General features: G+C 70.6%; 21 protein-coding genes and 1 pseudogene. 18 read left to right on the top strand and 4 right to left on the bottom strand.

Features of this window, described 5'->3' with window-relative positions; all coding sequences use genetic code 11:
- The 10 genes and pseudogenes from K1J60_RS04995 to K1J60_RS04950 all read left to right on the top strand — a co-directional run bounded on the left by K1J60_RS04995 (nucleotide 1) and on the right by K1J60_RS04950 (nucleotide 11601).
- A pseudogene (locus K1J60_RS04995) lies at nucleotides 1-2747 on the top strand (fumarate reductase/succinate dehydrogenase flavoprotein subunit).
- Nucleotides 2748-2759: 12 nt separating this feature from the next.
- A complete protein-coding gene (locus K1J60_RS04990) occupies nucleotides 2760-2987 on the top strand; it encodes a 4Fe-4S dicluster domain-containing protein (RefSeq protein WP_067022061.1) in 228 nt (75 codons plus the stop codon).
- Between the two features lie 75 nt (nucleotides 2988-3062).
- A complete protein-coding gene (locus K1J60_RS04985) occupies nucleotides 3063-4466 on the top strand; it encodes an ABC transporter substrate-binding protein (RefSeq protein ID WP_259407561.1) in 1404 nt (467 codons plus the stop codon).
- Nucleotides 4467-4554: 88 nt separating this feature from the next.
- Entirely contained in the window at nucleotides 4555-5451 is an 897-nt protein-coding gene (locus tag K1J60_RS04980) for an ABC transporter permease (protein ID WP_220645094.1), read from the top strand.
- Entirely contained in the window at nucleotides 5448-6221 is a 774-nt protein-coding gene (locus K1J60_RS04975) for an ABC transporter ATP-binding protein (RefSeq protein ID WP_317619695.1), read from the top strand. The genes K1J60_RS04980 and K1J60_RS04975 overlap by 4 nt, the downstream gene beginning before the upstream one ends.
- Before the next feature lie 130 nt (nucleotides 6222-6351).
- Nucleotides 6352-6690, top strand: a complete 339-nt coding sequence (gene fdxA, locus K1J60_RS04970) for a ferredoxin (RefSeq protein WP_220645093.1) — start codon at nucleotides 6352-6354, stop codon at nucleotides 6688-6690.
- Nucleotides 6687-8591 (top strand): 2-oxoacid:acceptor oxidoreductase subunit alpha, encoded by a 1905-nt coding sequence (locus K1J60_RS04965; protein WP_220645092.1) that lies wholly within the window; start codon nucleotides 6687-6689, stop codon nucleotides 8589-8591. The genes fdxA and K1J60_RS04965 overlap by 4 nt, the downstream gene beginning before the upstream one ends.
- A complete protein-coding gene (locus K1J60_RS04960) occupies nucleotides 8588-9658 on the top strand; it encodes a 2-oxoacid:ferredoxin oxidoreductase subunit beta (protein ID WP_220645091.1) in 1071 nt (356 codons plus the stop codon). Before K1J60_RS04965 ends, K1J60_RS04960 begins: the two co-directional genes overlap by 4 nt.
- A gap of 85 nt (nucleotides 9659-9743) precedes the next feature.
- Complete coding sequence (locus tag K1J60_RS04955; protein ID WP_220651280.1) at nucleotides 9744-10862, top strand: Mrp/NBP35 family ATP-binding protein; 1119 nt, start codon at nucleotides 9744-9746, stop codon at nucleotides 10860-10862.
- Between the two features lie 517 nt (nucleotides 10863-11379).
- A complete protein-coding gene (locus tag K1J60_RS04950) occupies nucleotides 11380-11601 on the top strand; it encodes a hypothetical protein (RefSeq protein ID WP_259407560.1) in 222 nt (73 codons plus the stop codon).
- Nucleotides 11602-11835: 234 nt separating this feature from the next.
- On the opposite strand, the gene K1J60_RS04945 is transcribed toward K1J60_RS04950, so the two are convergent.
- The gene (locus tag K1J60_RS04945; protein WP_259407559.1) at nucleotides 11836-12213 is read right to left on the bottom strand and encodes a DUF6223 family protein; all 378 of its coding nucleotides are present in this window, start codon (nucleotides 12211-12213) and stop codon (nucleotides 11836-11838) included.
- Between the two features lie 239 nt (nucleotides 12214-12452).
- Here K1J60_RS04945 and K1J60_RS04940 point away from each other — a divergent pair, with 239 nt between their 5' ends.
- Nucleotides 12453-13580, top strand: a complete 1128-nt coding sequence (locus K1J60_RS04940; protein WP_220645089.1) for a sensor histidine kinase — start codon at nucleotides 12453-12455, stop codon at nucleotides 13578-13580.
- Nucleotides 13577-14239: a response regulator gene (locus K1J60_RS04935; protein WP_220645088.1), complete on the top strand. Its 663-nt coding sequence runs from the start codon at nucleotides 13577-13579 to the stop codon at nucleotides 14237-14239. The genes K1J60_RS04940 and K1J60_RS04935 overlap by 4 nt, the downstream gene beginning before the upstream one ends.
- A 1850-nt stretch (nucleotides 14240-16089) precedes the next feature.
- Here K1J60_RS04935 and K1J60_RS04930 read toward each other — a convergent pair.
- A complete protein-coding gene (locus tag K1J60_RS04930; RefSeq protein ID WP_220645087.1) occupies nucleotides 16090-16782 on the bottom strand; it encodes a TetR/AcrR family transcriptional regulator in 693 nt (230 codons plus the stop codon).
- A gap of 302 nt (nucleotides 16783-17084) precedes the next feature.
- On the opposite strand from K1J60_RS04930, the gene K1J60_RS46845 reads away from it, so the two are divergent.
- The 6 genes from K1J60_RS46845 to K1J60_RS04905 all read left to right on the top strand — a co-directional run bounded on the left by K1J60_RS46845 (nucleotide 17085) and on the right by K1J60_RS04905 (nucleotide 20908).
- Complete coding sequence (locus K1J60_RS46845) at nucleotides 17085-17279, top strand: DoxX family protein (protein WP_317619694.1); 195 nt, start codon at nucleotides 17085-17087, stop codon at nucleotides 17277-17279.
- A 26-nt stretch (nucleotides 17280-17305) separates the two neighbouring features.
- The gene (locus K1J60_RS46840) at nucleotides 17306-17434 is read left to right on the top strand and encodes a DoxX family protein (protein ID WP_317619746.1); all 129 of its coding nucleotides are present in this window, start codon (nucleotides 17306-17308) and stop codon (nucleotides 17432-17434) included.
- A 51-nt stretch (nucleotides 17435-17485) separates the two neighbouring features.
- Nucleotides 17486-17986 carry an NAD(P)-dependent oxidoreductase gene (locus K1J60_RS04920; RefSeq protein ID WP_220645086.1) on the top strand — a complete coding sequence of 167 codons (501 nt, stop codon included), beginning with the start codon at nucleotides 17486-17488 and terminating at the stop codon, nucleotides 17984-17986.
- Nucleotides 17895-18557 (top strand): class I SAM-dependent methyltransferase, encoded by a 663-nt coding sequence (locus tag K1J60_RS04915; protein ID WP_220645085.1) that lies wholly within the window; start codon nucleotides 17895-17897, stop codon nucleotides 18555-18557. Before K1J60_RS04920 ends, K1J60_RS04915 begins: the two co-directional genes overlap by 92 nt.
- A 156-nt stretch (nucleotides 18558-18713) precedes the next feature.
- Nucleotides 18714-19772 (top strand): hypothetical protein, encoded by a 1059-nt coding sequence (locus K1J60_RS04910; RefSeq protein WP_398683118.1) that lies wholly within the window; start codon nucleotides 18714-18716, stop codon nucleotides 19770-19772.
- A gap of 2 nt (nucleotides 19773-19774) precedes the next feature.
- Complete coding sequence (locus K1J60_RS04905) at nucleotides 19775-20908, top strand: beta propeller repeat protein (protein WP_220645083.1); 1134 nt, start codon at nucleotides 19775-19777, stop codon at nucleotides 20906-20908.
- Nucleotides 20909-20927: 19 nt separating this feature from the next.
- Here the strand turns inward: K1J60_RS04905 and K1J60_RS04900 are convergent, their stop codons facing one another.
- Both K1J60_RS04900 and K1J60_RS04895 read right to left on the bottom strand, forming a co-directional pair.
- Nucleotides 20928-21779 (bottom strand): class II glutamine amidotransferase, encoded by an 852-nt coding sequence (locus K1J60_RS04900; protein WP_220645082.1) that lies wholly within the window; start codon nucleotides 21777-21779, stop codon nucleotides 20928-20930.
- 216 nt (nucleotides 21780-21995) lie between these two features.
- Entirely contained in the window at nucleotides 21996-23918 is a 1923-nt protein-coding gene (locus K1J60_RS04895; RefSeq protein ID WP_220645081.1) for a helix-turn-helix domain-containing protein, read from the bottom strand.
- Nucleotides 23919-23938 lie beyond the last annotated feature (20 nt).

Below are 23938 nucleotides of genomic sequence, written 5' to 3'. Positions count from 1 at the left end.
GTGCAGATCCCACCCCAGTCTCAACGCCGCGAGTTCACCTGCGACGTTCTCATCGTCGGCGGGGGCACCGCCGGCACCATGGCGGCCCTCACCGCGGCAGCGAACGGCGCGGACGTACTCCTGCTGGAGAAAGCACACGTACGTCACTCCGGTGCCCTGGCCATGGGCATGGACGGGGTGAACAACGCCGTCGTTCCGGGCAAGGCGACCCCCGAGGACTACGTCGCGGACATCACCCTCGCCAACGACGGCATCGTCAACCAGCGCACCATCTACGAGACCGCCACCCGCGGCTTCGGCATGGTGCAGCGGCTGGAGGGGTACGGCGTCAAGTTCGAGAAGGACGAACACAACGAGTACGCCGTGCGCAAGGTGCACCGCTCGGGCAGCTATGTGCTGCCGATGCCAGAGGGCCGCGACGTCAAGAAGGTCCTGTACCGCACGCTGCGCGCCCGCCACGTGCGCTCCCGGGTCACGATCGAGAACCGGATCATGCCGGTGCGGGTCCTCACCGTGGACGGTCGGGCGGTCGGCGCGGTGGGGTTCGACACCCGGTCGGGGGAGTTCGTCACGATCTCGGCCGGCGCGGTGATCCTGGCCGCCGGGGCCTGCGGGCGCCTGGGCCTCCCGGCCAGCGGCTATCTGTACGGAACCTACGAGAACCCCACCAACGCCGGTGACGGCTACGCGATGGCGTACCACGCGGGCGCGGAACTGTCCGGTATCGAGTGCTTCCAGATCAACCCGCTCATCAAGGACTACAACGGGCCGGCGTGCGCCTACGTCGCCAACCCCTTCGGGGGCTACACGGTCAACGCCGACGGCAACCGCTTCGTCGACTGCGACTACTGGTCCGGCCAGATGATGGCCGAGGTCAAGCGCGAACTGGACAGCGCACGCGGCCCCATCTATCTCAAGCTCAGCCATCTGCCGGACGCCACGATCAACCAGATCGAGGGCATCCTGCACACCACCGAGCGGCCCACGCGCGGCACCTTCCACGAAGGCCGCGGCCACGACTACCGCACCCGCGACATCGAGATGCACGTCTCGGAGATCGGACTGTGCAGCGGCCACTCCGCCTCGGGCGTCTGGGTCGACGAGCACGCCGCCACCACGGTGCCGGGCCTGTACGCCGCCGGGGACATGGCCTGCGTACCGCACAACTACATGATCGGCGCCTTCGTCTACGGGGACATCGCCGGCGAGCACGCCAGCGGCTTCGCCGCCTCCGCCGGCCGCCCCGCGCTGCCCGAGGACCAGATCACTGCGGCGCACGAACTGATCTACCGGCCGCTGTCGAACCCGGACGGACCGCCCCAGCCGCAGGTGGAGTACAAGCTCCGCCGCTTCGTCAACGACTACCTCCAGCCGCCCAAGACCGAGCGCTACCTGACCCTCGGTCTGGAGGCGTTCGGGCGGATGAGCCGTGAAATCGCCGGCATGGGGGCCCGCACTCCGCACGAGTTGATGCGCTGCGCCGAGGTCACCTTCATCCGGGACTGCGCCGAGATGGCCGCGCGCGCCTCACTGGCCCGTACGGAAAGCCGCTGGGGCCTGTACCACCAGCGCGCCGACTGGCCCGAGCAGGACGACGCGAACTGGTTCCGGCATCTGAACCTGCGCAAGAGCCGCGCGGCGGGCGCGGGGGAGACGGGCGAGATGGAGACGCTGACCCGGCCGGTGGCGCCGTACATCGTGCCGGTGCCCGGTTTCACCCGCCCGGACGGGGTGCCGGACGTGCCCGCCCCGACCGGTGCCGACCTGGCGGCGGTGTGGGGATGACCAGCGCCACGCCCGCGCGGGGCGGCCCCCACCGCATCCTGGCGCTCCTCGAACTCGCCGAGGAGATCCCGACCACCGAAGAGCTGGCGGAGTTCCTCACCGACGCCGACCCCGATGTGCGCCGCACCGCGCTGACCGTGCTCAGTGAGGCGGCGGAATCCTGGGAGGAGCCGTCGGCGGTCTTCGCCGCCGCCCTGCTGGACCCGGATCCGACCGTCCGCCGTGCCGCCGTCGAACTGCTCGGCGAGCTGCGGGAGGTGCTGGTGCCCGGCGAACGTTTCACACGGTCGCTGCGCGAGGCGTGCGGACACCCGGACCCCGACGTCCGGGGCGCCGCGGTGGTCGCTCTGTGGCGTCACCGGCTGTGCACGGTCGACGAGTTGACCGCCCTGCTGACCGATCCGGACGAGGCCGTGCGCTGCGAGACCGTGCTGGGGCTCGTCTCCCTGGACGCACTGGACGCGCTGGCGGCCGCCGCCGGTGATCCGGCCGCCGCCGTACGTCTCGCCGTGGCCCGGGGGCTGGCCGCCGTCGGAGACCCACGCGGCGCCGCCACCCTGATCCGTCTCGCCGAGGACTCCGACGTCCTGGTCCGGGCGGCTGCTCTGTCCGCCATGGCGCACACCGGCTGCACCGAGCAGGCGGCGGCCCTGGCCCGTACGGCTCTGGCCGACCCTGCCTGGCAGATCCGGCAGGGGGCGGCGGCAGCGCTGGCCGTGGCCGATCCTCAGGAGGCGGTCGCCCCGCTGATCGCCGCGACCCGGGACACCAACCTCGATGTGCGCAAGGCCGCCGTCCGCGCCCTCGGGGGTCTGGCGGCGGGCCGTCCGGAGGTCCGGGCGGCGCTGGAGGCAGCCGTCGCCGATGTGGACGCAGATGTCCGCGCCTTCGCCCGCATGGGCCTGTCCGACGCGCGTACGGACCTCACCGAATCCCCGATCACCGACACCGCGACAGGCTGAAGGAGACCACTGATGGCGCAAGCATCCAACCGGGTCGACGTACCCGTCACCATCGACGAATCCAAGTGCATCGACGGATGCACCCTTTGCGTGGACATGTGCCCGCTGGACTCACTGGCCATCCACCCCGAGACCGGCAAGGCGTACATGCACGTCGACGAGTGCTGGTACTGCGGTCCCTGCGCGGCCCGCTGCCCGGTCGACGCGGTCACGGTCGACATCCCCTTCCTGCTGCGGTGACTGGAGCCTGACATGTATCCCTTTCCGCACCCTGTCCCACGGCCCGCGCTCCGGCATCGGTCCCGCCGTCGGCTGTTGCTCGCCGTAGCCGCCGTACTGGGGCTCGGCGCCAGTGCCTGCGGTACCGACACCTCGGCCGGCGGCTCCTCGACCGTGGTGGTCAACATCGGCTACCAGTCCAAGACCATCAACACCGTCACCGCGGGGACCCTGCTGCGCGACCGCGGCACCTTCGAGCGCAAGCTGAACGCCATCGGCGAGACCTCGGGCGTGCGTTACAAGGTCGTCTGGCAGGACTTTCCCTCGGGGCCGCCGCTGACCGCCCAGATGGTCGCCGGCAAGGTGGACATCGGCTCGATGGGCGACTACCCGGTCCTCGTCAACGGTTCCAAGACCGCCGAATTCCCCGACGCCAGATCGGAACTGGTTGCGGTGACCGGCTACAACCTGCGCGGATCGCTCAACCAGGTCGTCGTGCCGAAGGATTCCTCGGCACAGAAACTGACCGATCTGCGAGGCAAGGTCCTGTCCACCAGTGTCGGTTCGGCCGCACACGGGATGCTCGTCAACGCCCTCCGGAAGAACGGGCTGAGCCCGGACGACGTCAAGCTCCTCAACCAGGAACCGGCGGTCGGCGCCTCGGCGCTGGAGGGCAAACAGGTCGCCGCGCTGTCCCAGTTCGTGCCCTGGCCGCAGCTGATGGTGTTCCGCGAACAGGGCAGGCTGCTCTACGACGGCGGATCCAACGGCGTCCCGACGTTCCACGCCGTCGTCTCCCGCAAGGCGTTCGCCGACGATCACCCCGAAGTGATGCGGGCCTTCCTGGAGTCGGTCCGCGACACCGCGGACCACCTCAACAAGAACCCGCTGGCCGCCGCCCAGCAGGTCGCCGAGGTCACGGGAATCGAACCCGAGGTGGTCTACCTCTACAACGGACCGAGCGGCCTGGTGACCTTCGACCCGACCATCAAACCCCAGCTGGTCGACGCGCTCTCCAAGGACCTGCCCTTCCTCAAGGACCTCGGCTCGGTCAAGAACCTGGACCTCGACAAGTTCGTCAACGACAGCTATCTCCGCAAGATCTACGGCGCCTCGTACGACGCCGCAAGCAAGAGCACCGCATCCCCGAGCAGGCTCGGCGGCCAGGACCCCGTCTGCCACGAGCCCGTCAAGGATCCGCGCACCGCCTCGGAAGTGTGGTTCGGCGGTCAGAAGTCGACCGCGGTGGCGGCGACTCCCACCTGCCTGTTGCGGCAGATCGCCGCCCACGACGGGGAGGTACGCGCCGCCTACGTCCCGGACGCGAAGTACGGGACGCGGATGTTCGCGTCCGCCGCGACCTGGGTGTTCGACCCCGACCGGCCCGCGAACTCCCAGCTGCTGCCGTACGCGGTGGCCGCGGACGCGGACTCCTATCTGGCAGACCACTCCGACGCCCGCGGGCTCGGCTACGAGGCGGCGCTGGAGGCCGCTTCGTGAGCCCGCCACGCTCGCACGAGCCGCGCTTGTGCACCACCCGTCGCAGAGCCGAGTAGGTATCGCAGGTATCGCGCAGGAAAGAGGACGCATGACAACGACTCCCGTCTCCCAGCAGTCCGTGACGCCCACCGGTGATCCGATCACCGTCATCCCGCGATCACGCCCCGGTCTGCGTGCCGGCCTGCGCCCGCGCACGGTGCTCGGCGGGTGGCCGCGCCGGCTGGCCGCCGGAGTGCGGGCGGCGCTGCCGCTGGCCGCGGCGCTGCTGGTCTGGTATCTGCTCACGGCCAACAACGTCGTCCTGTGGCTGCGCTTCGACAAAGTGCCCGGCCCGGTCGAGGTGTTCCACACGCTCAGGGGGCAACTGACGTCCGGCAGCTACTACCAGGACCTGCTGGCCAGTCTGCGCCGCATCCTGCTCGGCTTCGGGCTCGCCGCGGTGAGCGGGGTAGCCATCGGCATGGCGATCGGGCGCTCCCGGGTCGTCCAGGCACTGGTCCGGCCGCTGATCGAGGTGGCCCGGCCGATCCCGGCGATCGCCCTGGTCCCGCTGGCGATCCTCATGTTCCCGACCGGCGAGCAGGGCATCGTCTTCATCACCTTCTTCGCCGCGTTCTTCCCGGTGGTGGTCAGCACCATCCACGCGATGAAGACCCTGCCCAAGGTGTGGGAGGAGGCCGCCCGGACGATGGGCGCCCGCCGACTGTCCGTACTGGCGCACGTGGTGCTTCCGGGAGCGATGCCCGGCATCTTCTCGGGGCTGTCCGTCTCGATGGGGGTGGCCTGGATCTGCGTCATCAGCGCCGAGATGATCTCCGGCCAGTTCGGCATCGGTTACTACACCTGGCAGTCCTACGGCCTGCTCGACTACTCCGGCGTGATCGTCGGCATGCTGTCCATCGGCATCCTGGGCTGGGGCACGGCCTGGCTGGTGGAGCGGCTCGGGTCGCGCATCAACCGCTGGCTGCCGAGGAACGCCCGGTGAGCGCGGGAGCGCGGGTCCGGCTGGAAGGACTGAAGCTCGCCTTCGGCGACATGCCGGCCGCCGAGGTCGACCTCGATGTACGGCCGGGAGAGATCGTCGTCCTGCTCGGACCGTCCGGGTGCGGGAAATCGACCGTTCTGCGGGCCCTGGCGGGACTGCTCACACCCACCGCCGGGCGTGCGGAGGTCGACGGGAAACCGGTGGGTGGGACCGACACGGTCTGCGCGATGGTCTTCCAGGAGGATGCCCTGCTGCCCTGGCGTTCGGCGGCGCGCAATGTCGAGTACGCCTTGAAACTGCGTGGCGTGCCCCGGGGTCAGCGGCGTCGGGAAGCCGAGGAACTCCTGGCCCAGGTCGGTCTGGAGGGCTTCTTCGACCACCTGCCGGGCCAGTTGTCGGGCGGCATGCGGCAACGTGTGCAGCTCGCCCGGACGCTGGCCACCCGCCCCCGGGTGATGCTGATGGACGAGCCGTTCGGCGCACTGGACGCCCAGACCCGCTCGGAGATGCAGCAACTGCTGATCTCCGTATGGCGGCAGTACGGGACCACGATCCTTTTCGTCACCCATGACGTGGACGAGGCCCTGCTGTTGGGCGACCGGGTCGTTCTGCTCAGCCCCCGCCCCGCCGTCGTACGCGAGATCGTCGACATCCCGGGACCGCGGCGTCCGGGGGCCCAGTTCGAACCCGAATTCGCCCGTCGCCGCTACGAGATCCTGGCCTCGCTCGGCGACGCTCCGCCCGCCGAGCTTTCCCCCGAAGGCGCCTGAAGCACCTGTCGACCGTAACCGCGCAGGTCTTCCGCACCCCCGCGCCAGGTCTTCCGCACCGCCAGAGGCCGACCGAGCCGAACCACTGCGGGTCGTTCGATCGACCCCACACCAAAGGAGTCACCTCATCATGACTTTTGTCATCGGGGCCGCGTGCGTCGACGTCATGGACCGCGCCTGTGTCGACGAGTGCCCGGTGGACTGCATCTACGTCGGGGAACGCATGGCCTACATCAACCCCGACGAGTGCATCGACTGCAGTGCCTGCGAACCGGTCTGCCCGGTCGAGGCCATCGCCACGGTCGAGGAACTCGCACCCGAGGACGCGCCGTTCGTCACGGAGAACGCGCGCTTCTTCTCCGAACCGCTGCCCGGGCGTGCCGAGCCTCTGGGCTCGCCCGGCGGTGCCGCGGACCTCGGTCCTCTCGGTGTCGACACACCCTTCGTCCAGAGTTACGTAGCGCCATGAGCGGCACCGACGCCGGCCCCGTGGGCACCGGACAGACCGGACAGACCGGACAGACCGAACAGCTCGAGCGGGTGGTCATCCGGTTCGCCGGTGACTCCGGAGACGGCATGCAGCTCACCGGTGACCGGTTCACCTCGGCGGCCGCAGCCTTCGGCAACGACCTGGCCACGCTGCCCAGCTTCCCCGCCGAGATCCGCGCCCCCCAGGGCAGCATCGCGGGAGTCTCCTCCTTCCAGGTGCACTTCGCCGACTACGACATCCTCACCGCCGGGGACCGGCCCGATGTGCTCGTGGCCATGAACCCGGCCGCGCTGAAGGCGAACCTCGCCGACCTGCCTCCGGGTGGCACGGTGATCGTGAACACCGACGAGTTCACCCCGCGCAACCTGGCCAGGGCCGGCTACCGCTCCGACCCGCTGGAGGACGGCACACTCACCTCCTTCCAGGTCCACCAGGTCACGATGGCCACGCTGACCCGGGGCGCACTGGCGGACTCCGGTCTGAGTAAGAAGGACGCGGAGCGGGCGAAGAACATGTTCGCCCTAGGCCTGCTGTCCTGGATGTACCACCGTCCGACCGCCGGGACCGAGCGGTTCCTCCGGCAGAAGTTCGCGCGGAGGCCCGAGATCGCCGAGGCGAACATCCTCGCTTTCCGGGCCGGCTGGAACTACGGCGAGACCACCGAGTCGTTCGCCGTGACATTCGAGGTCGCCCCCGCGACGGCGCTGACTCCGGGCACGTACCGGCAGATCACCGGCAACACCGCCCTGGCGTACGGAATCGTCGCGGCCGGGGCCAGATCCGGGCTGCCGGTGCTCCTCGGCAGCTACCCGATCACCCCGGCCAGCGACATCCTGCACGAGCTGTCCCGGCACAAGAACTTCGGCGTGACCACGGTGCAGGCGGAGGACGAGATCGCCGCCGTCGGCGCCGCGCTGGGAGCCTCGTACGGCGGGGCCCTGGGCGTGACCACCACGTCCGGACCCGGTCTCGCCCTCAAGAGCGAGACGATCGGCCTGGCCGTGATGACCGAGCTGCCGCTGCTGGTGATCGACGTACAGCGCGGTGGGCCGTCCACCGGCCTGCCCACCAAGACGGAGCAGGCGGATCTGCTGCAGGCGATGTTCGGGCGCAACGGCGAGTCCCCGGTGCCGGTCCTCGCGCCGGCCACCCCGGCGGACTGCTTCGACACGATGCTCGACGCGGCCCGGATCGCCCTCACCTACCGGACCCCGGTGCTGCTGTTGTCCGACGGCCATATCGCCAACGGCTCCGAGCCCTGGCTCGTCCCGGACGCAGCGCAACTGCCCGATCTGAGCGTCGAGTTCACCACCGAGCCCAACGCCCCCGACGGATCCGGCGGGTTTTGGGGCTACCTGCGCGACCCGCACACCCTCGCCCGGCCCTGGGCGGTGCCCGGCACTCCCGGACTCGAACACCGCATCGGCGGTCTGGAGAAGGCCGACGGCACGGGCGACATCTCGTACGACGCGGACAACCACGACCGCATGGTGCGACTGCGGCAGGCCAAGATCGACGGGATCACCGTGCCCGACGCCGTGCCGGACGACCCGTCCGGGCGGGCCGAGGTCCTGGTGGTGGGCTGGGGTTCGTCGTACGGGCCGATCGGCGCCGCCGCACGCCGTGTCCGCCGGGCCGGGCACCCCGTCGCACACCTGCATCTGCGGCACCTCAACCCCCTGCCCGCCAACCTCGGCGAGGTGCTTGCCCGCTACCGGCGCGTCGTCGTCCCGGAGTTGAACCTCGGCCAGCTCGCGCTGCTGCTGCGCGCCAGGTACCTGGTCGACGCCGTCTCGTACACGAAGGTCGCCGGTCTTCCGTTCGGTGCGGAAGAACTCCAGGGCGTGTTCACCGACGCGATCGAAGGAGTCCGGACATGACCACCCTCGACCTCGACCTCGGCCTGCCCGGCATCGGCGGACAGGCACTGGTGCCCGAGTCCGACACGAAGCTGTCGCCGAACGACTTCAAGTCCGACCAGGAGGTGCGCTGGTGCCCCGGCTGCGGTGACTATGCCGTCCTGGCCGCTGTGCAGGGCTTCATGCCCCGGCTGGGGCTGAAGCGGGAGAACATCGTGTTCATCTCCGGCATAGGCTGCTCCTCCCGCTTCCCGTACTACATGAACACCTACGGGATGCACTCCATCCACGGCCGCGCCCCGGCCATCGCCACCGGTCTGGCCGTCGCGCGCCCCGATCTGTCGGTGTGGGTGGTCACCGGCGACGGGGACGCCCTGTCGATCGGCGGCAATCATCTGATCCACACGCTGCGGCGCAACGTGAACCTGAAGATCCTGCTGTTCAACAACCGCATCTACGGACTCACCAAGGGCCAGTACTCGCCGACCTCGGAGCCCGGCAAGGTCACCAAATCGACCCCCATGGGCTCGGTCGACTCCCCCTTCGACCCGGTCTCGCTGGCCCTGGGCGCCGGTGCCACGTTCGTGGCCCGCGTCCTCGACTCGGACCGTGCCGGGCTGACCGGCGTGCTCACCGCGGCCGCCGAACACCGGGGCACCGCGCTCGTGGAGATCTACCAGAACTGCCCGATCTTCAACGACGGCGCCTTCGAGGTCCTGCGGCGGCCCGGCGAGCGGGAGCGGCGGCTCATCCCACTGCTGCACGGCAAGCCGCTGCGCTTCGGCGCCGAAGGGGAGTTCGGCGTCGTCCGTAACGGCTTCGGAGGGTTGGAGACGGCGAAGGTCTCCGAAGTGGGGAAGGAGGCGCTGGTGGTGCACGACGCCACCCTGGAGGACCCCTCCTACGCCTTCGCCCTGTCGCGCCTGTGCTCCCAGGATCTCGCCCACACCGTCACCGGCGTCTTCCGCTCCGTCAGCCGCCCGGTCTACGACGATCAGGTCCGCGCCCAGATCGAGGAGGCCAGGAGCACCACACCCGACTTGCAGTCCCTGCTCGCCGGCAAGGACACCTGGACCGTCGCCGGCTGATGTCGCGTCCCCCCGCCCGCACACCCAGCGCCCCACGAATTCGGAGCCACCTGTGACAACAGCACAGACCCACGAACGGGCCGCCCTGGCCACGGAGACGGTCCGCAAGGCACTGTCCGAGGTCCTCGACCCGGAGATCCAGCGGCCCATCACCGACCTCGGGATGGTCAAGGAGATCACGGTGGGCACCGACGGCACGGTGCTGGTCGGCATCTTTCTGACCGTCTCCGGCTGCCCGCTGCGCGAGAAGATCACCGCGGACGCCACCGCCGCGGTGTCCGCGCTGCCCGGTGTGCGCGAGGTGCGGATCGAGCTGGACGTGATGAGCGACGAGCAACGCACCGAACTGCGAAGGAACCTGCGGGGTGACACGGACCAGCCGGAGATCCCCTTTGCCCGGCCCGGGTCCCTGACCCGGGTGTACTGCGTCGCCTCCGGCAAGGGCGGGGTCGGCAAATCGAGTGTCACGGTCAACCTGGCCGCTGCGATGGCCTCCCGCGGGCTGTCGGTCGGCGTGCTGGACGCCGACATCCACGGCCACTCGGTTCCGCGCATGTTGGGGGTGACGGCGGGCCCCACTCGCGTCGAAAAAATGATCATGCCGCCCCGGGCGAACGGTGTGAAGGTGATCTCCGTCGGCATGTTCACCTCAGGGAACGTGCCGGTGATGTGGCGCGGCCCGCTGCTGCACCGCGCGCTGCAGCAGTTCCTCGGCGAGGTGTACTGGGGGGATCTCGACGTGCTGCTGCTCGACCTGCCGCCCGGCACCGGCGACATCCCCATCTCCATAGCCCAGTTGCTCCCCGGCTCCGAGATCGTCGTGGTGACCACACCGCAGGCGGCCGCGGCCGAGGTGGCCGAGAGGGCCGGGGCCATCGGCCTGCAGACCGGTCAGCGGGTGGCCGGGGTGGTGGAGAACATGTCCTGGCTGCGGCTGCCGGACGGTTCGACGACGCGGCTCTTCGGCTCCGGCGGCGGCCGGACGGTCGCCGACTCGCTGTCGCTCGCGCTGGACACGGAAGTCCCCCTGCTGGGTCAGGTGCCGATGGACCCCCTCCTGGGCGAGGCGGGCGACGCTGGTACGCCGTTGGTGCTGAGCGCCCCCGAGGCTCCCGCGGCGGTGGCGCTCCGCGGAATCGCGGAGGGGCTGTCCGCACGCAGACGTGGCCTGGCTGGTCGCCGGCTCCCGGTCAGCCTGTCATGAACGGGCTACAGCAGGCGACTGTCTGTCTGCCCGGCCTCGTGGTCAGCCGGGCCTCCGCCGGCTATCGCGGCCTGGGTGCAACCGGATACGCAGTCGAGTGTGCTCGTTGATTCGTCCGGCAGACAGATACTCACGCTGTCACCACTGCCGTGGGGATCATTTGGGGACCACACGGTGCTCGCGATTTCGAACGGCACGCCCGGGGACGTACGTTCTGCGCCCTAGTTCTACTTGATATGTGCAGGTCGTTCCTGCGGCCCTCACTCCTGGGGGTCAAGGGGTCGCAGGTTCAAATCCTGTCGTCCCGACTGGAGTCCGCTCCGTAGTCGCAGGTCAGGGCCCAGTCTCACAAGATGTGAGACTGGGCCCTGACCCTTTCTGCGGCTCTCATCTCGCGATTTCTCACAAACGTGGATGATCAACGCTCAGGACCTGTCCGCCCGATCACGGGGCGTGCATAGTCATGGACGTGCGCTGCAGCGGGTGCCAGTCGGTTACCCGTGCCTGGGTGGTCCCCATGAACCGGCGCCATATTCGCGCCCCGCGGATCTACGGCTGGGGTCAGCTGGTGGTGGCCTTCACGCTGTGCTGGCAGCTGGCCTTCGGGCTTATGGTCAGCCATTCCGGCGTTCGGCCGACGGGAACGCTGACCGGCGGCGCGATTCTCCTGGCTGGCGTCATCGTCATGATGGTGGGTCGGCTCGGCGGCGGTAAGCAGAAGGGCGGCAGCACACCGTGAACCTTGTCCGAGCGATCATGTTCGGAACCAAGTGACAAGAGCTGCTGCGGTGTGGACGGGCTTGGGCAACGGCAACTCTCGCTTGTGCGGTCGTAGACGACGGTTCGGGTATTGCCAACGGCAGTCGTCCCCTCACCAGTCAGGCCAACGTCTTCACGCCATCTGGCACCGCAGACTTCTGCAGGGCGCTCGGCAATAGAGGCAGGCGCGAACGCGTGCCCGTATCCGTCGCCGTCAGCCGGTGCGCCGAGCACGGGTCAGTGCCAGGCCGCCGAGAGCCGTGCCGATCAGCCCCAGTGCCAGGGCCGCGACGCCGGCGATCACTCCGTTGCCGGTGCCGGGGCCACCGTCGGCGACGGCCAGGTTCACGACGCCCATGACCAGGCCGACCAGTCCCGCCGCCAGGGCCGTGATGGCCCTGTTTCGCCTGTTGCCGATGCCGGGACGATCGGTGGAGCGGGCCAGAGCCAGTCCGCCGATGACCACGCCGGCCAGGGCCACGACGGCGGCCGTGGTGCCGACCAGGCGGCCGGAGGTCAGGTCGGTGCTGGCAGCCGACTGGACTGCGATGTGCGCGGCTGCCGGTGCGCCAAGCACGAAGTGGACTGCCATGAGAGGCCTCCTTGGCTCCTGCGATTCGATGTCGCCTCAGTGCGATTCGAGGTCGCCTCAGCTTGTACGTCGGCCCCGCCGTCCGTCGTCCGGCGGACGCAGACGATTCGCGCTGCTGCCGGTGGCTCATCCGCCTGCTGCGGGTGCGGCAGACGACGCGCGGGTACTGCGGGGGCGGTACTCGGCCGCTCGTTCGTGAGCGGGACTCGCCCGTAGTGGCGTCCGGCTAGGGTGCGCGTATGGGCAGAGGACGGTTCGGTGTCCCGGCCGGTGTCTGGGACTGGGCGGTCGCCGTCGGCGTGGCGGTGCTGCTGGTGGGCACCGGGCTGTCCGGTGAGAGCGCCACGGCGAACAGCGACCTGCTCGGCTACGCGCTGCTGGCGGGCGGCGGGCTGGCGCTGGCCGCCGGCCGCCGGGCTCCGCTTGTGGTCCTGGCCGTTACCGGGCTGTGTGCGGTGGGGTATCAGGCGGCCGGGTTCGACGTGCTCGCCGTGTCGTATCTGGTCGCGGTGTACGGCGCGGTGCGGGCCGGGCACCGCGCCGTCACCGTGGCGGTGTCCGTCGTCATGCTGGTCGCTCTCCACCTCACGGCGCTGGTCTTCCAGGACGAGCCGGTGCGCGAGGCGTTCGGGCGGGGCGGCGGTGTGCTCGAGATCGCCTGGCTGATCGCAGGCTTCGCCGCGGGGGAGGCGGTGCGGCAGGCCGAGCGGCGGGCGGAGGAGGCCGAGCGGAGCCGGGAGGAGACCGCGCGGCGGCGCGCAGATGAGGAGCGGCTGCGCATCGCGCGGGAGCTGCACGATTCGCTCACTCATCAGATCTCGGTCATCAGGGTGCAGGCCGAAGTCGCGGTCCATGTGGCCCGCAGACTCGGCGAGCAGGTGCCGGAAGCGATGCTGGCGATCCAGGAGGCCGGCCGTGAGGCCAGCCGGGAACTGCGCGCCACGCTGGAGGCGTTGCGCGACGACGACACGACCCCGCCGCGCGGGCTCGACGATGTTCCGGAACTGGTGGAAAGATCCCGAACGTTGGGCCTGGACGCCACGCTGACGATCGACGGGCGGCAGCACGACGTACCGGTTGCGGTGGACCGTACCGTCTACCGCATCGTGCAGGAGGCGCTCACCAACGTCGCCCGGCACGCCGACGCCACCACCGCGGTGGTCCGCATCGACTGCCTTCCGGATTCCCTCACCATACGCATCGACGACGACGGCAGGGCGACGTCGGTCACCGCCCCGCTGCCCGGCCTCGGGCTGCTCGGCATGCGCGAACGCGTCACCGCCCTCGGCGGCCGGCTGCGCGCCGAACCACGTGACGGGGGCGGCTTCACCGTCCAGGCCGAGCTTCCCGTGGAGCGGACGTCATGATCCGTGTCCTGCTGGTCGACGACCAGCCCCTCATTCGCAGCGGATTTCGCGCCCTCCTCGACCTCGAGGACGACATCGAGGTGGTGGCCGAGGCCGCCGACGGCATCGAGGGCCTGGAACTCGCCAAGGATCACCTGCCCGACGTGGCGCTCATCGACATCCGGATGCCGGTCGTCGACGGCATCGAGGCAACCCGGCGCATCGCCGCGGACCCGGCCCTGGCCGGGGTGCACGTGGTCATCCTGACCAACTACGGCCTGGACGAGTACGTCTTCGACGCCCTGCGCGCCGGCGCTGCCGGTTTCCTGGTCAAGGACGTGGTGCCGGAGGACTTCCTGCACGCCGTACGCGTCGCCGCTCGTGGCGATGCCCTGCTCGCGCCCTCGATCACCCGCAAGCTGATCAACCGGTACGTCACCCAGCCGCTCCCTACCGACACCGGCGCGGGGCTGGAGGAGCTGACCAGCCGCGAACGCGAGGCCGTTGTCCTGGCTGCGCGGGGCCTGTCCAACGACGAGATCGCCAACCGCATGGTGATCAGCCCACTGACCGCGAAAACCCACATCAATCGGGCCATGACCAAGCTCCAGGCCCGTGACCGCGCCCAACTCGTGGTCTTTGCCTACGAGTCCGGCTTGGTGGCCCCACGCAACTCTTGACCGTGCGTCACGCACACCACCCGCGTCGTGGTTGGCAGGGGTGCTCAACGTCTTCGTCCTGGCCGGGTGCTGGCGTTTCTCGTGAACATTGAACACGGTGGAGTTCGAGTGCCTCTTCGCATGGAACCGCCAGGAGCACTCAACGTCAGAAGCGTTCACGATCCTCCTCAGGGCCGACCCGCTTGGGATCACCAGGGCGGGCAGGCTGCACCCGCCCACCGGAGCGAGCAATGCTCACAGAGCGTCCGTTCCTGTTCTGCGATGAAGTGTTGTGAGGCCCGGCGCATCTCCGAAGAGCCGCTCAACCTGGCGGCTGGATGGTATCCGTGGGGCGCCGCAATGAGTGGCGGTACCTCGAGTATTGGTCGATGTCGTCTCGCCTTACCGGGTGTCTGATGGCAGGGCAGAGCCAGGTCGTGGGGACCAGTTGGGGACCACACGGTGTGCGCGGTGGCGCACGAAGGAGCCTCCTGCGCACAACTTGTGCACAAATTAGGTATGTTATGTCCTGATAATTCTCTCGACCCTCACTCCTGGGGGTCAAGGGGTCGCAGGTTCAAATCCTGTCGTCCCGACTTTACGAAGTCGCAGATCAGGGGCCGTTTCAGAGGAAATCTGAAGCGGCCCTTGATTATTCTCCGGGACCACTCGGGGATCAGGGTGTTTTGCGGGCGGGGGGCTGTGGCGCCCTCGGACCCGGTCGAGGTGCGCCAAGGGGCGGACGGTAAGGCGCAGAGCAGCCGACGCCGCCTGCTCGCTACGGGAGCGGGCGCCGCCCTCGGCCTCACGGAGACTCTCGTGCCCGTCGTCGTACGGCTACTCCAAGGGCTACACCGTTCCTGTGGACTGAGCGGGAGTGAGCCCGTTCAGCCGCGCGCCCCGAACGGTCTCGGGCGAGCTGGTCCCCGGCGTACTCGACGCCGGGGCGGCGACACGCATCCTGTGCGTGGTCCGATCCCGGGAGGCCGGTTCCCTGCGCGACCCGGCCATATGGATACGGCCAGAGGCGACGGGGAGGCCCTGAGCCATCACACCGGTGAAACAAGGGCCCCGCACGCTGACGCCGTACCCGGCGTCCCAGGTCGCACGATCACGCTGACCCGAACGGCCCAGGACACCGCAAGCCCGGAAGTCGACCATCACACCATCGAGCCAATTCGACCTCGTTTGCACTCCTTGGCAAGCAGCTCATACCCCCTTCAAGGACTCGCACTGCCCGGGTCGTCGTCCGGATGAGCGCCCTCAGCCGCATGTGCGGTGCGGTGGTGGTCGGTTGGACGCAGCGCGCGGGCGCAGCCCGTTGGACCTCGTCGACGCCGAGCGGAAGGGGCGAGGCGACGCCGTTCATGTCCTGGGGACGACGGGCCGCGATCCTGAAGCAGGCCAAGCACCCACGGCCGCCAAGCTCTGCCTCGACCGGCGACTGTCCACCGAGTGGCGGCAAGCCGTCACCACAGACCTTTGCCCTGCAGTGCGGTGAGTTGAAGGGTGACCCGCCGCCCGGCTGGCTCGGGCTGCGCCCGGGGATCCTGACGCGGTTCTCGGCAGCATCCGGGCCACGGCCGTCCTCCCGGGAAGACTCGGAGAAGGAGGGCGCACCCCGTGGCCCATATATGGCGCCAGGAGCGTGAGTTCGTCACGCCGTCCGCGCGGACCCCGCGCGGATCCGTGCTCCGGTCGCACCTCCTTGCCTCGTCTGCACCTCTCTCCAGGCCGTGGTCGTCTCCGCATCGGCACCCGCACCCGCACCCACATCGCCCTCGCCCGCGTGTGACGGAGCAGGGCGGCCGTCCGTTGTCGGCAGACGTACGCCGCGGAGTGAAGGCGTGCTACGGGCCGAGGCCGCCGTCCTAGGCGGTGCCCGGGCCGGTTTGTGAGAGGCGGACCATGGCGCGGTAGAGGGCGGTGGGCTTCGGGGCTTCGGGCAGTGGAGGGATCGGTGCGCCGGGCGCGGCGTAGGAGCGGATCATGTGGGCGACGAGGCGGCGCCAGGTGTCGGGGGCGGCGTCGCCGGTGGCGGTGACGACTCCGGCGTTGGCGATGAGCAGGATGACGACGTCCTGGTGGGTGAAGTCATCACGCAGGTGCCCGGTGTTCTTGGCGCGGGTGATGAGTTCGAGCAGCCGGTCGTACGCCTCGGCGCGGCGGGCTTCCAAGGCCTTGGCGGCGGGGAAGGTCATGGTCAGGACGTCGGCGAAGCCGCGGTCTGCGGCCTGCATGGCGCAGACGCCGTGGAGGTAGCCGATGAAGCCGTGCCAGGGGTCGGGGTCGGCGAGCGCCTCGGTGACGGCGTCGACGTACGCGTCCATGCGGTCGGCGAAGACCGCGTTGACGAGTTCCTCCCGGGTGGCGAAGCGTCGGCCGAGGGTGGCTTTGCCGACGCCGGCCTCGCGGGCGACGGAGGCCATGGACACGCCGAGCCCTTCGGTGGCGTAGAGGCGGCGGGCCGCGTCCAGGATGCGGTCGCGGTTGCGCTCCGCGTCGGCGCGCAGTCCCGTGCCGGGCTGTTGGCATGGCGTCTGGTCGGAAGGCGGGGAGGTCATGCCTCCATTCTACCCAAGTGGGACGGGCGGACCACTTCTGTTGCACGGTGGGCGAGAGTGAAATCGGGAAGGTCGTACCACTTATCGAGAGGTGCTGTCATGCGTGCTGTGCTACCCCACGGCCACACCCGAGCAGATCGTCCCCCTGTACGGGGCCCCGCACGAAAACCGACACCGCTCCGAGGCCGTCTTCAACGCCTGACCGGCCGGTTCACCCCGCACTCCCGGGAGGAGTACCCGCTCCCTCCTCACTCCGTCCCCTCCGTCAAGGAATCCTTCTCGCGAACGTCTTCTTGTGGATCGTGCAGGCTGTGCTGGCCGCCATGTTCGTCATGGCCGGTGTCATGAAGTCCACGCAGCCCAAGGCCAAGCTGGTCGGCCGGCTGCCCTGGACCGCCGACTTCTCCCAGGGCACCGTCCGCTTCATCGGCGTCGTGGAGTTCGCCGCAGCCCTCGGGCTGGTCCTGCCCGCGGCCACCGGCATAGCCCCGTACTGACCCCACTGGCAGCTACCGGCTTGGCCGTGGTGATGGCGCTGGCCGCGATCACCCACGCCCGCCGCAGGGAACCCGGCGCGATCGCCTTCAACGCCGTCCTGCTGATCCTGACCGCCCTGGTGGCCTGGGGCCGCTTCGGCCCGTACGGCTTCTGACTCTCTCCGTCCTGCTCCCCCCTTCTGTCCGCCATCGCGAGGAACCCCCTGATGCGTGTCACCGTCTTCGGCGCGTCCGGCGCCATCGGCCGCCTGGTCGTCCAGCGGCTCCTGGGCGACGGCCACCAGGTCACCGCCCTGGTCCGCACCCCGGCCAAGCTCGCCCTCGTCCACTCCCATCTCACGGTCGTCACCGGGCAGTTGGCCGACCGCGATGCCGTCGAGCAGGCCGTCAGTGGCGCCGACGCCGTGATCAGCGCGCTCGGCCCGAAGGTGGACCGATTCATCGGCCTGGCCACGCCCTCATTGCGTGGCTGCGCAGCCCTGTCGCGGACAGGCAGCCGCTGCCGTTCTTCGTCGCGGACCTCCATGTGTGCCGTCGTCCGTGTGTGGTGGAGCGCCGAACAGCTCCGATCGTCCTTTGCGTTCCGCTCCACGGTCACGAGCTACTGTCACGCGCATGGTCGAACACGATGCTCTCCGTGCCACCCGCGAGGCCTACGACGCCGCTGCCGTCACCTACGCGGAGCTGTTCCGCGACTCGCTGGGTGAACGTCCCCTGGATCGCGCCATGTTGAGCGCCTTTGCCGAGGTGGTCCGCGCGACCGGGCGTGGTCGGGTCGCGGATCTGGGGTGCGGGCCCGGCCATGTCACCGCTCATCTGGTCGAGTCGGGGCTTGCGGCCTTCGGCGTCGATGCCTCCCCCGCGATGATCGAGTCGGCTCGGCGGGCCCATCCGGGGCTGCGGTTCGACGTGGGCTCGATGGCCGCGTTGGACATCCAGGACGGCGAGCTGGACGGTGTCCTCGCACGCTGGTCCGTCATCCACACTCCACCTCGGGAACTCCCTGTCCTGCTGGCCGAGTTCCATCGGGTGTTGACACCCGGCGGCCACCTGCTGATCGGCTTCTCGGCGACCGACGGCCCGGCCCACCCGACGCAGGTCTTCGACCACGCCGTCGCGCCGGCCTACCGGTGGTCGCCCGATCACCTCGCCGCGCTGCTGCGCGAGTCCGGGCTGGCCGAGGTCGCCCGGCTGGTGCGTGAGCCGGAGCCCACCGACCGACGGCAGTTCCAGGAGGTCCATCTGCTCGCCCGCAAAGCGGTGACAGCGTCCGCCTGACGGGACGGCGGGCCGCCGAAGGGGCCTGTGTTCGGCCGGATGCGGTCTGTGCACGGAGGGGCGAACCTCAGTAGTTTGTGCGACCGTCGCGTCCTGGGGGGTCTCGTGAACGGTCTCCGTGCGGTCATCGTCTGTCTTGCGATCACGTGTACCGCGGTGACGTCACCGGGCGCCGTGGCGTCACCCGCCGTGGCCGTGACGTCGGCCGCGACCGGTGACGCCACCGCCAGTGCGGCCCCGAAGCCGAGCTGGTCGGCGCTGGCGGTGCCGGCGGCGGCCCCGCCGGTGACCGTGGCCGATCTCGCCGCCCGGGGGCCGGGCGACGCATGGGCGACCGGCTCCGAGCACGCCGCCGACGGGCAGCGGCCCACGTTGTACCGGTGGGACGGCACGACATGGAGCCGTGACACCACCTTCCCCGGCGCCGACGCCCCGGGCCGGCTCGGCCGGGTGCAGTTCGTCGACGACGAGGTGTGGATCTTCCACGAACGCGACGGGGCGGGGGAGATCCTGCGCCGGTCGGCGGGCGCGTGGAGTGCCGTGCCGCTGCCGCAGGCCCTGCGCGTCTACCAGGACTTCACCGCCGTACCGGGCGCGGCATGGGTGGTCGGCGAGGACGACACCGGACTGAAGGTGCTGCGACACGACGGTTCCGGCTGGACCGCACAACCCACCCCGGACGACGTGCTGTACCTGATGGGGATCACCGCGCGTACCGCCGACGACGCCTGGGCCTGGGCGGACACCAGCACCGGGACCACCGTCCTGCGCTGGGACGGCACGGCGTGGCGGGACGCGAACGTGCCGCTGCCGCCGAACAGCAACGTGCACACGATCCTGCCCGAACCATCCGGGCGGGTCACGATCGGAGGCAGCCGGTACACCGACGGTGTGGTCGACACCTACCTGATGACCTTCGACGGGCACACCTGGCGCACCACCCACCCACCGCTGGGCGACACCTACACGGCAGGCATGGTCCGCGGCCCGGACGGCGCCCTGTGGCTGCCGGTGCGCAGCGACCGCGCGTTCCAGTCCAAGTACGCGCGGGTGGAAGGCCGGCGAACCACCTACTCCTACGGCCCCGTGCGCACGAACGCGATCGACGTCAAACCGCGGGCCCTGGCGAAGGCCGGGCCCGCGCTGCTGGCCTTCGGCACCGTCGAGATCTACGGCTCCAAACCGAACCTGATGAGCGAGCGGCTGGGAGGCTGACCATGGCACGCAGACTTCTCGTCACCGTGCTCGCCGCCACCATGACCCTCTTGGCCCTCATGACCGCCGCCGCGGCGGACCCCATGACCGCCGCCGCGGCGGACCCCCTGTCCTGGCGACATGTTCCGGTGCCGCCCGAGGTACGCCCGCAGGCCGGGTTGAACGAGGCCGTGGCGTTCGGGCCGGACCGGGCGTGGGCGGTGGGCGCCGACGCCGTGGGGCGCGAGGCGCCGGGCTTCCCCCTGGTCCTGCGCTGGGACGGAACCGCGTGGCAGCGTCACACGCTGCCCGGGATCGGCTGGCAGGGAGAGCTGCTGTCGATCGCCGCGACCTCACCGACCGCGGTCTGGGCGGTCGGGCGGGACTCGGCGGGAGGCGCCCGTCTGCTCCGTCACGACGGCACCGTCTGGCGCGAGAGCCGCCCACCGAGCGGTGTCGTCCTGACCAAGGCCGTCGCCGGTGGCGGTGAGACCTGGCTGATCGGTTCCCGGGACGGCGCCCAGGTACTGCTGCGCTGGGACGGGCGAGGCTGGCGCGACCTGCCGGTGCCGCCGGGAGCGGTGCACGGCCTGCACATCCTGGCGGCCGACGACGTCTGGGCCGCGGGAGCCACCGTCTCCGGCGCGGCCGTGTCGCACTGGGACGGGCAGACGTGGCAGCAGACGATCGTGGACGGGTTCCCGCGCTCGGCCGTCGGCAGCGTGCTGGCGGTCTCGCCGACGGAGGTGTGGGCGGGCGGCACGGCCGGGTTCGTGGGCGGCCCGGTGGGACGGCCGATTCCGCCGTTGCTGGTCCGCTTCGACGGTCAGACGTGGAACCGGGCGACCGTGCCCACCGACTTCGGCGGGATCACGTCACTGACGCCCACCACGACCGGTGCGCTGGGCTGGGTCGCGGTGTCCCGGTCCCAGAAGTGGGGCCCGCCGGGCAGCTACCCGCCGTTCGTCTCCGGGCCGGACCTCCTCGCCTGGGACGGCCAGGCGTTCACCGGGTACGACGAGCCGACGGTGGCGGGGGAGGGCGACTCCTCGCTGCTGCGCCTGGCGCCGGTGCCGGGCACGGAGTCGGTGTGGTCGGTCGGCCGTGCCGACGGACCCGAGGGCACGTTCGCGCCGAGAGTCCTGCGGTTCGGCTGAGGGCGGGGACCCGGTCCGGTCACACCCGGGTTCTGCCCGCCACGGGCTGCGGGGCGAAGGGGCGCAGCAGGTCCGCGCCGGGCCGGACCATGCCGTAGCTGCTCTCGGGCACCTCGTTCCAGGCGCCGGGTAGGTCGCCCAGGGGCTCGGAGACGATGAGGCGGGTGTCGTCGGAGACCTCCCGCAGGAAGGCCACGTCGGGGTGGAGCGAGCGCAGCGTCTCCACGCGGGTGCTGTAGAACAGCGAGCGTGACGTCTTCTGACTGGAGTAGCGGAAGGCCCACAGCGACTGGCCGTCCGTGACGGCCACCGTCATCTGCAGCGGGTACTCCACCCCGTGCTCGTGACCGATCTGCTCCACCAGGCCCGCCATCCGCGCGACGGCACCCGGAGGGTCGTCCTCCAGACCGTAGGTCAGCGCCAGGCGGAACATCAGCTCGGAGTCCGTGGACCCCTCGATGCCGCCGAAGAGCTCCGGGTCGACGGCCAGGGAGAGGTCCCGTCGCAACAGATGGAAGTCGGCGATCGCCCCGTTGTGCATCCACATCCAGCGGCCGTGCCGGAACGGGTGGCTGTTGGTCTGCTGCACCGCCGTACCCGTCGAGGCCCGGATGTGGGCGAAGAACAGCGGGGAGCTGACATGGTCGGCGATCTCCCGCAGGTTGCGGTTGCTCCAGGCCGGACCGACGTCGCGGAAGACCGCGGGGGTCTCCAGACCCGGCGTGTACCAGCCGATGCCGAACCCGTCACCGTTGGTGGTCTCCACGCCCAGCCGTGAGTGCAGACTCTGGTCGATGAGGGAGTGCGTCGGCCCGTAGAGAATGGTGTCGAGCAGGATGGGCGTTCCCGAGTAGGCGAGCCACCGGCACATCGACCAAGCACCTCCTGCCGAGCGGGCTGAACGGGTAACCAGCATTCCCATGGTCGTGCGGCGGCCCGTTGATCGCCACACGACGGGACCGCGCGGCCGGTGTCCCGGCTGCCGGCGTACCCGTCGGCCGGTGTCCCGGCTGTCGGCGTACCCGTCGGCCGGTGACCCGTCGGCCCGATGCGTCGGCTGTCGGCGTTCTGGTGCCGGTGCGCGCGCTCAGCTCCGATAACCCCGCAGTTTCCGGTACAGCGTGGCGCGGGCGATGCCCAGGGACGCCGCCGTGCGGGCCTTGTTGCCGCCGTTGCGGCGCAGGGCCTCCAGGATGGCGGAGCGTTCGGCGTGCTCCATGGGGCTGAGCCGCCGGGCCGCCGGACCCTCGCGGACGTGGTCCGGCAGTTCGGCGCGGCGGACGGGCCCCGACACTCGCCGCTGCTCGGCCAACGCCCGGACGACATGGACGAGTTCGGTGACGTTGCCGGGCCACGGATGCCGTTCCAGGGCGCGCAGGGCGTCCAGTGTCCAGGTGAGCGGGGGCTGCCCGGGAGCCGGCTTCGGAGCCAGGGCAGCCAGCAACTCCCTGATGTCCTCCGGGCGTTCACGCAGCGCGGGCAGGCTGACCGAGCGGGCGGCCAGGGTGTCCAGGAGCCGCTGGAGGCAGGGACCCGGAGGCGCTCCGGGGGTGTACGTGGCCAGCAGGGGGGTGCCCGGAGCCGTTTCGAGCAGTGCGTTGAGCGTCGCGGTGTCGGGCTGTGCGAGACGCTCCGCATGGCGGATGAGGAGCGCGTGCCCCTCCTTCAACGCCTCTACCGCGGAACCGAGTTCGCCCTCCGCAGCGTCGACGACCAGCAGCTCGGGAGCGAGTTCGTGGGCGAGCGCGGTCTTGCCGGTACCGCGTTCGCCCACCAGCAGCAGCGGCTCCGGTGACCGGGCCAGCTCCGTGGCGCGACCGACCGCATGCAGCCATGGCACCGAGCGCCCTGCCAGCGCCACGACACCCCGCCCGACCGGTGCGACGGCGTCGGCGCGGAGCGACTCCAGCACGGCCACCGCTCCGATGACCGCCCCCCGGTGCGAGACCGGGGCGACCGTCGCGGAACACCGGACGCCGTCCGGAAGCCGCACCCGGTACGCGTCCGCAGCCGTGCCCGTGCCCGTGCCCGCAGCAGTGCCCGTGCCCGCAGCAGTGCCCGCAGCCGTGTCCATACCCGTGCCGGCCACCGACTCGCCCTGCGCCGGGTCCCCCGCCGAGACCGCCGCCGCCCGGCCGTCCACGTCCCGCAGCAGCGCGACCACGCCCCGCTCCAGCGCCTCCAGCCCTTCCGGTGACAACAGCCGCGCCGCGGCCTCGCTCACCAGCCGGTTACGGCCGTCGAGGGCGACCACCGCCTGCCCCCGTTCCCGCGCCGCCCTTAGATACGCGTCCAGCAGGACCCGCTCGGCCGGCCGCGAGCGGGCCAGGAGCTCCGCCTCCACGGCACCGGCGGCTGCCTCGGCGAGGGAGGCCCACGGATGCGGAGCACACTCGGCGCACAACTCGGAGGTGACCGTCACCGTGCCCACGGTCCGCCCGGTCTCCGGCCCGAGCACGGGCACGCTGACCGCGGACACGTCCTGCCACAGATCGAGGAAGTGCTCCGGGCCGTGCACCTCGGCGCGACGGCGGGTACGCAGCGCCAACGCCGCGCTGTTGTGGCCGACCACCTGCTCGGAGAGGTCCTCGCGGCACGGGTCGCCCGGGGCGCACCCGGTCGCCCACAGCACCCGCAGCCGCTCGTCGGTCAGCAGGAGCGCCGTTCCCCCGGTGCCCACGGCGGGGGACAGCCGTTCGAGCACCGGCCGGGCCGCCGCCAACAGGTCCGACTCCTCCGGTCGTACGCCGTCGGGGCGCCCTTCCTCCGGCCGTACACCGTCGGAACGGTCGTCACCAGGGCGTCCACCGTCGGGACGGTCGTCATCAGATCGCACGCCGTCGTGCCGTACGCCGTCGTGCCGTACGCCGAAGAACCGGGCACGCCTCCAGGCGGCGACGATCTCCTCCGGCACCCCGTCCGGCAGCCGGCGTCCTTCCAGGAACGACTCACGGGCCCTGCGCAGCGACGCCAGGGCGGGGGCGACGGGGCGATGCTCTGCGGTGGTCACGACACCGTTCACCGTACCCG

It is taken from the genome of Streptomyces akebiae (assembly GCF_019599145.1).
Lineage (GTDB): Bacteria > Actinomycetota > Actinomycetes > Streptomycetales > Streptomycetaceae > Streptomyces > Streptomyces akebiae.
The sequence above is the reverse complement of the archived record's forward strand: the minus strand, read 5'-3'. Positions and strand labels throughout refer to the sequence as shown.